Source organism: Billgrantia lactosivorans, from assembly GCF_003254665.1.
Lineage (GTDB): Bacteria > Pseudomonadota > Gammaproteobacteria > Pseudomonadales > Halomonadaceae > Halomonas > Halomonas lactosivorans.
This window is the reverse complement of record NZ_QHGY01000026.1, coordinates 1-6353: the sequence shown is the minus strand read 5'-3', so window position 1 is coordinate 6353 and position 6353 is coordinate 1. Positions and strand designations below refer to the sequence as shown.

Here is a 6353-nt window from a genome sequence, read left to right as displayed (position 1 = left end):
AATTCGATCCGCGACGACGTCGTCGAGCGGGTACTCAAGGCCGCCGAGAGCATGCAGCCGGGCGACCCGCTGGACCCGCAGAGCTTCATGGGCGCCATCGTCGACGAGACCCAGCACCGCCGTATCCTCGACTACATCCGCCAGGGGGTGGAGGAGGGCGCGCGGCTGCGCAGCGGCGGCCAGGCGTTGGACGGCCCGGGGCTGTTCATCCCGCCCACGGTGTTCGACGGCGTCACGCCGCAGATGACCATCGGCCGCGAGGAGATCTTCGGTCCGGTGCTGGCGGTGTTCGGCTTCGACACCGAAGAGGAGGCGGTGGCCATGGCCAACGACACGCCCTACGGCCTGGCGGCGGGGCTGTGGAGCCAGGATATCGACCGCATCCTGCGCGTGACGCGACGGCTGCAGTCGGGCCAGGTGTTCGTCAACAACTGGGCCGGCGGCGACCAGACCATGCCCTTCGGCGGGGTCAAGCAGTCGGGCAATGGTCGCGACAAGTCGCACCACAGCCTGGAGGAGTACTCCGAGCTCAAGAGCGTGTGGATGTCGCTTTCGCTATAGTCACATGCTAATTCCAAAAAGCGGGCCGGCCGTGCACTTGCGGTCGGCCCGGTTTGCTTCTCGCTCACGACAGAGGGGCCTTGGGCTGCTGCTGGGTGATGCAGTGGATATTGCCGCCGCCGAGAAGGATCTCCCGCGCCGGTACGCCGATCACGCGCCGGTCGGGAAATAGCCCCTGGAGAACGCCGCGTGCCTGCTCGTCGAGAGCCGGATCCAGCAGCGGCATCACCACCACCGAGTTGCCGATATAGAAGTTGACGTAGGAGCCGGCCATGCGGTCGCCGGGCCGGCGTGGGTGGGAACTGCTCAGCCGGTCGATGCCGCTGGCCTCGTCCTCCTCGATGAACAGCGGACCCGGCTGGGGAAGCTTGTGCACTCGCAGCTTGCTGCCCTTGGCATCGGTCGACGATTCCAGCACCTGCAGGGCTTCCCGGCAGATGGCGTGCTGGGGATCGGTCTCGTCATCGCACCAGCTCAGCACAACCTCGCCGGGGGCGACGAAGCAGCACAGGTTGTCGACATGGCCGTCGGTCTCGTCCAGGTGGCAGCCCCGCGGCAGCCAGACCACCTTCTCGATACTCAGGGTGTCGCGCAGCACCTGCTCCATTGCCTCGCGATTCATGCCGGGATTGCGGTTGGCATTGAGCAGGCACTCCTCCGTGGTCAGCAGCGTGCCCTCGCCATCCACATGGATCGCGCCGCCCTCCAATACGACCGGGGCGACGAAGCGAGGGATGCCGAGCATCTCGGCGATCTTGGTGCGAATGCGCTTGTCCTTGTCCCAGGGGAAGTAGAGGCCCCCGTCGAGCCCACCCCAGGCGTTGAATTGCCAGTCGACCATAGCCAGACGGCCGTCCGGGTGGGTCAGGAAGGTGGGGCCCACGTCGCGCATCCAGGCATCGTTGCTGGAGAGCTCCAGCACCCTCACTTGCGGTGGCAGCTGGTGGCGGGCGTTCTCGTACTGCTCGTCGTTGACGCCGACGTAGACCGTCTCGCTTTCGGCAATCGCCGTGGCGACGGCGACGAAGGCTTGCTGGGCCGGCTTGGCGCCGAAGCGCCAGGTATCGGGCCGCTGGGGCCACAGCATCCAGCAGGCGTCGTGAGGGGCGAACTCGGCGGGCATGGCATAGCCCTGAGCCTTGGGCGTTGACTCGGCGAGTGCGGTGGCGCTCATCGGTACGTTCATGGGGATCCTCACAATAGCCCGGCCAGCAGGAAGATGGCGGCCGAAATGCCGGCGGCGATCAGGACATAGGGAAGCTGGGTCAGGGCGTGAGCCATGGGCGTGCAGCCGGAGCCCTGGGCAGAGAGTACCGTGGAGTCGCCATAGAAGCAGGCGTGGCTACCGAAGGCGCTGGCTGAAATAAGGGCACCGATAACCAGCGGCATATGCGCGTCCATGCTGGCCGCCAGCGGTAACACGATGGGGAGGGCCACGGCGAACAGCCCCCAGAAGGAGGCGGTGGCGAAGGCCAGGAAGGCCATGGTCACGAACACCACTGCCGGCAGCATGCCCGGCGTCATCAGCGGCTGTACGGTGGCGATCACGTAATCCGTAAGCCCCAGCACATCGTTGACCTCCTTGAGGGCGAAGCCGGCCACCAGGGTGCCCAGCGGCATGATCATCGCCTTGAAGCCGTCCAGGGCGGTATCGAAGGTATCGTGGAAGCTCAGCAGCCGTTGCACGCCGATCAGCACCAGGGTCACGGCCAGGGCCACGATCACACCGCGCAGGATGTCGATATCGTAATACCAGGTGAAGAAGACCAGCGTGACGATAGGCAGCAGGAAGTTGAGCAGATGAGGCCGCTTGCGTCCGTCATCCGCTGCTTCCAGGGCGTTGTCGTCGACTCCCGTTGGAATCGGCTGGCCGGCGGCGGCGCGGGCTTCGGCGGTCTTCATGGGGCCGAGATCGGGGATCCAGCCCAGGGCCACCAGCGGCACTAGCGCTGCGGCCACCCAGGCGTAGAACATGAAGGGGATCGCTTCGATATAGAGGCGCATACCGTTGCCGGCGATGTCGTTCTCTTCCAGCAAGCCGGCGAAGAATACGGCCCAGGTGGAGAAGGGCACCAGGATGCAGATCGGCGCGGCGGTGGAGTCCACCACGTAGGCGAGCTTCTCACGCGAGATGTTGAAACGGTCGGTGATCTTCTTCATCGAGGCGCTGATGGTCAGCGCGTTGAGGTAGTCATCGACGAAGATGATGAGACCGAGTACCCAGGTGGTCAGCAGGCTTTGGCGGCGGCCGTGGATGCGCCGGGTGACGGCATCGCCGAAGCTCAATACGCCGCCGGTCTTGACCAGCAGGGCGATCAGGCTGCCGAACAGACCACAGACCAGAATGATCCAGGTGACGGTATCGTTGCCCAGCACTGTCAGGAGGATGTCCGAACCCTGCGACACCACCGTGGTGGGATCTATCATGAGCAGGCCCACCAGGGCACCCGTGAGCAGCGACTCGATGGTGCGTCGCGTGAGAATGGCCATGCCCAGCACCACGGCGGTGGGCAGCAGGCTGTAGATGCCATAGTCGTCGCCGTCGAACAGTGCGAAGCCGCCGAGGCTGGCAATCAGCACGACACCGAGAAACAGCAGGCCGCCCTTGGTGGCGCTGCCGAAGCTTTGGGGGTGGGCCGTCGGGCCCGAAGGAGAGTGTGTCATGGTCGTTCACCTTTGTTGTTGTCCATTGCACGATGGCTGGCCCCGCCGGGAAATGCCGAGTCAAACATGCGCATGCGGCGGCTGCCGGCGGGTTACCGATAACCGTCCTGGCGTAGCGATGCCGTGGTGGCGGTGAAGGCCTCGTCGAGGATCGCCACCACCCGATCCACCACGTCACGATCCCAGATCAGCGGCGGCGAGATGATGTTGAGGTGGCCCACCGGGCGAATGATCAGGCCGCGCTTCTGGGCTTCGGCGGCGACCCGGTCGCCGACCCGTGCCTCCACCGGCAGCAGTGCCTTGCTGGCCTTGTCGGCGACGTTCTCGATGGCCAGCATGAAGTGGCTGCCCCTCACGTCGCCGACGGTTTCATGATGCGAGAGTGTCTTGAGCTGCCGCTCCAGGTAGGGGCCCACCTCGCGTACGTTGGCGCAGATCCCCTCGCGCTCGATGATCTCGATGTTCTTGAGTGCCGCGGCGCAGCTCACCGGATGGCCGGAGTAGGTGAAGCCGGTGCTCAGCACGCCGCCCTTGCGCTGGGGCGTGCCCAGCACCTCGTAGATCTCGTCGGAGATCAGGGTGGCGCCCAGGGGCGCATAGCCCGACGACAGCCCCTTGGCGCAGTTGATGATGTCCGGACGGGTATCGAACACCGCCTCGGAGGCAAAGAAGTGGCCCAGGCGGCCGAAGCCGGTGACCACCTCGTCGGCGATATAGAGGATCTCGTGGGCGCGGCACACCGCCTGCATGCGGGCGTGGTAGCCTCGAGGCGCCATCAGCACGCCGCCGGCGCCCATGATTGGCTCGGCGATGAAGGCGGCGATGTTCTCGGCACCGATGCGCTCGATGGTCTGCTCGAGCTCGGCCACCAGATGGTCGCAGTACTCCGCCTCGCTCATGCCCTTGGGCCGGCGATAGAGGTTGGCCTCGCTCAGGTGGGTGACCAGGTGATCCAGGGTGTCGAAGCCCCAGTTGTTGCTCTCGATGCCGGTCAGGCTCGCGGCCAGGTAGGTGGTGCCGTGGTAGGCGTTGTTGCGCGACAGGATACGCTTCTTGTTCGGCTTGCCCAGGCGATTGAAGTAGTAGTGCACCAGGCGGACGGTGGCGTCGTTGGCCGCCGAACCGCCGCAGCTGTAGAAGACGTGGTTGAGGTTTGCCGGGGCCAGCTCGGCCAGCTTGGCGGCCAGTTCCGCCGCCGGGGCGTTGGAGAGATTGTTGAAGGTGGAGAAGTAGGCCATGCGGGTGGCCTGCTCGGCCATGGCCTGGCCGATCTCGGCGCGGCCGTGGCCCACGTTGACGCACCACAGGCCGGCGATGCCGTCGATGAAGCGGTGGCCGTGGATGTCCTCCACGTAGATGCCGTCGCTGTCGACGATCAGGTCGCAGCCCTTGTCGTGGAACAGGCTGAAGTCGGTGAAGGGGTGGATGAAGTGGTCCCTGTCCTTCTGCCACAGCGCCTGGGCGTCAAGTATCCGGGGCGGAGTACGGGTAGCGGTGGTCATGGTCGGCCTCGCGTGTCCGATGTCGTTGTTGGAGTGTGCTGCATTGAGGTCAGGGCCAGACTAGCGAGGGGGCGGAAGCGGGGAATATATCCTGATTGGGGTATATCGGTTCCGCGACGGGTCGGCCTAGGGTTGGGGTATAAAGACAAAGGGAGGCAACCTGCATGAGCGTTTCCATCGACGGCCAGCGGCTCTGGTCGAGCCTGATGGCCATGGCCGAGATCGGCCCCACGGAAAACGGCGGCAGCTGCCGCCTGGCATTGACCGAGGAGGACGCCGCCGGTCGGCGCCTGCTGATCGAATGGTGCGAGGCGCTCGGCTGCACGCTGCGCACCGATCGGGTCGGCAATCTCTTTCTGCGTCGTTCCGGCAAGCGCGACGACCTCGATCCGGTGGCCATCGGCAGTCATCTCGACACCCAGCCCAAGGGCGGACGCTTCGACGGCATTCTCGGGGTGCTGGCGGGGCTCGAGGTATTCCGCACCCTGCATGACCGGGGCATCGTCACCGAACGCCCGCTGGAGCTGGTGGTATGGACCAACGAGGAGGGCAGCCGCTTCGCCCCGGCCATGGTGGCCTCCGGCACCTATGCCGGCGAATTCAGTGTCGAGTCGACCCTGGCTCGCAAGGATCGCGACGGCGTCTCCTTCGGCGAGGCGCTGTCCGCCTGCGGCTTCGCCGGCGAGCTGCCGGTGGGAGAGCCGCGACTCGATGCCTTCTTCGAGCTGCACATCGAGCAGGGGCCGGTGCTGGAGGAGGGGCAAGAGGCTATTGGCGTTGTCACCGGCGTGCAGGGCATGCGCTGGTTCGACGTGACCCTGCGGGGCCAGTCGGCCCATGCCGGGCCCACGCCGATGCGCTATCGCCACGATGCCCTGGCCGCCGCGGCACGCCTGATCGATCGCCTGCAGGCGCTGGCCATGGCCGACGGCAGCGGCGCCACCAAGGTGACCTTCGGCTGCCTGGAGATCGACAGCCCCTCGCGCAACGTGATTCCCGGCGAGGTGCGCCTGAGCGTGGATCTGCGCCATGTCGACGAGGGTGAGCTGGACGACCTGGAGGCCCGCTATGACCGGGAGCTGGCCGCCGCGGCCGAGGCCTTCGGCGTGGAAGCGACCAGCGAGCGCATCTGGACGTCGCCGGTGGTCAACTTCGATGCCGGCTGTATCGAGGCCGTCGAGCGCGCTGCCCGCGCCCAGGGGGTGCCATACCGGCGGATGATGAGCGGTGCCGGTCACGATTCGGTCTATGTGTCGCGGGTGGCGCCGACCTCGATGATCTTCATTCCCTGCCGCGACGGCATCAGCCACAACGAGGCCGAGTACGCCACGCCGGAGCACTGCGCCCTGGGCGCCCAGGTGCTCTGCGATGCCCTGCTGGAACGCGCCAACCGTCAAGGAGGTGTGCAATGAGCTTGGAAGCCCCCAGAACCCGCGACGATTGGCACGCCCTGGCCGAGTCACTCGGCTTTGAGGCTCGCGCCTTTATCGACGACGCCTTCGTCGCTGCCGAAAGCGGCGACACCTTCGAGTCGCGCAACCCGGCCACCGGCGAGATTCTCGCCCAGGTGGCGAGCTGCGACGAACCCGACGCCGCGCGCGCCGTGGCGGCGGCGCGCCAGGCCTT

At 66.3% G+C, this 6353-nt stretch carries 6 protein-coding genes; 3 read left to right on the top strand and 3 right to left on the bottom strand.

The window, feature by feature from the left end:
• Window positions 1–561, top strand: a 561-nt coding sequence (locus tag DIS04_RS20180; RefSeq protein ID WP_162623137.1) for an aldehyde dehydrogenase family protein, incomplete at its 5' end; no start/stop codon positions are given.
• A 64-nt stretch (window positions 562–625) separates the two neighbouring features.
• On the opposite strand, the gene aguA is transcribed toward DIS04_RS20180, so the two are convergent.
• The 3 genes from aguA to DIS04_RS20165 form a co-directional block, all read right to left on the bottom strand.
• Window positions 626–1747: an agmatine deiminase gene (gene aguA / locus DIS04_RS20175; RefSeq protein WP_245904664.1), complete on the bottom strand. Its 1122-nt coding sequence runs from the start codon at window positions 1745–1747 to the stop codon at window positions 626–628.
• An 8-nt stretch (window positions 1748–1755) separates the two neighbouring features.
• Complete coding sequence (locus tag DIS04_RS20170; RefSeq protein WP_111415582.1) at window positions 1756–3225, bottom strand: Na+/H+ antiporter NhaC family protein; 1470 nt, start codon at window positions 3223–3225, stop codon at window positions 1756–1758.
• Between the two features lie 92 nt (window positions 3226–3317).
• Entirely contained in the window at window positions 3318–4727 is a 1410-nt protein-coding gene (locus tag DIS04_RS20165) for an aminotransferase (protein WP_111415581.1), read from the bottom strand.
• A 164-nt stretch (window positions 4728–4891) separates the two neighbouring features.
• On the opposite strand from DIS04_RS20165, the gene DIS04_RS20160 reads away from it, so the two are divergent.
• Window positions 4892–6139 carry a M20 family metallo-hydrolase gene (locus tag DIS04_RS20160; RefSeq protein WP_111415580.1) on the top strand — a complete coding sequence of 416 codons (1248 nt, stop codon included), beginning with the start codon at window positions 4892–4894 and terminating at the stop codon, window positions 6137–6139.
• Window positions 6136–6353 (top strand): aldehyde dehydrogenase family protein (locus DIS04_RS20155; protein ID WP_162623136.1); only part of this gene is annotated, 218 nt, incomplete at its 3' end. The genes DIS04_RS20160 and DIS04_RS20155, both read left to right, overlap by 4 nt.

What these genes read in the sequence shown, in the direction of transcription:
- aguA (WP_245904664.1), bottom strand. Translation starts at nt 1,747, where the DNA reads ATGAACGTACCGATGAGCGCCACCGCACTCGCCGAGTCAACGCCCAAG.
- DIS04_RS20165 (WP_111415581.1), bottom strand. Translation starts at nt 4,727, where the DNA reads ATGACCACCGCTACCCGTACTCCGCCCCGGATACTTGACGCCCAGGCG.
- DIS04_RS20160 (WP_111415580.1), top strand. Translation starts at nt 4,892, where the DNA reads ATGAGCGTTTCCATCGACGGCCAGCGGCTCTGGTCGAGCCTGATGGCC.
- DIS04_RS20170 (WP_111415582.1), bottom strand. Translation starts at nt 3,225, where the DNA reads ATGACACACTCTCCTTCGGGCCCGACGGCCCACCCCCAAAGCTTCGGC.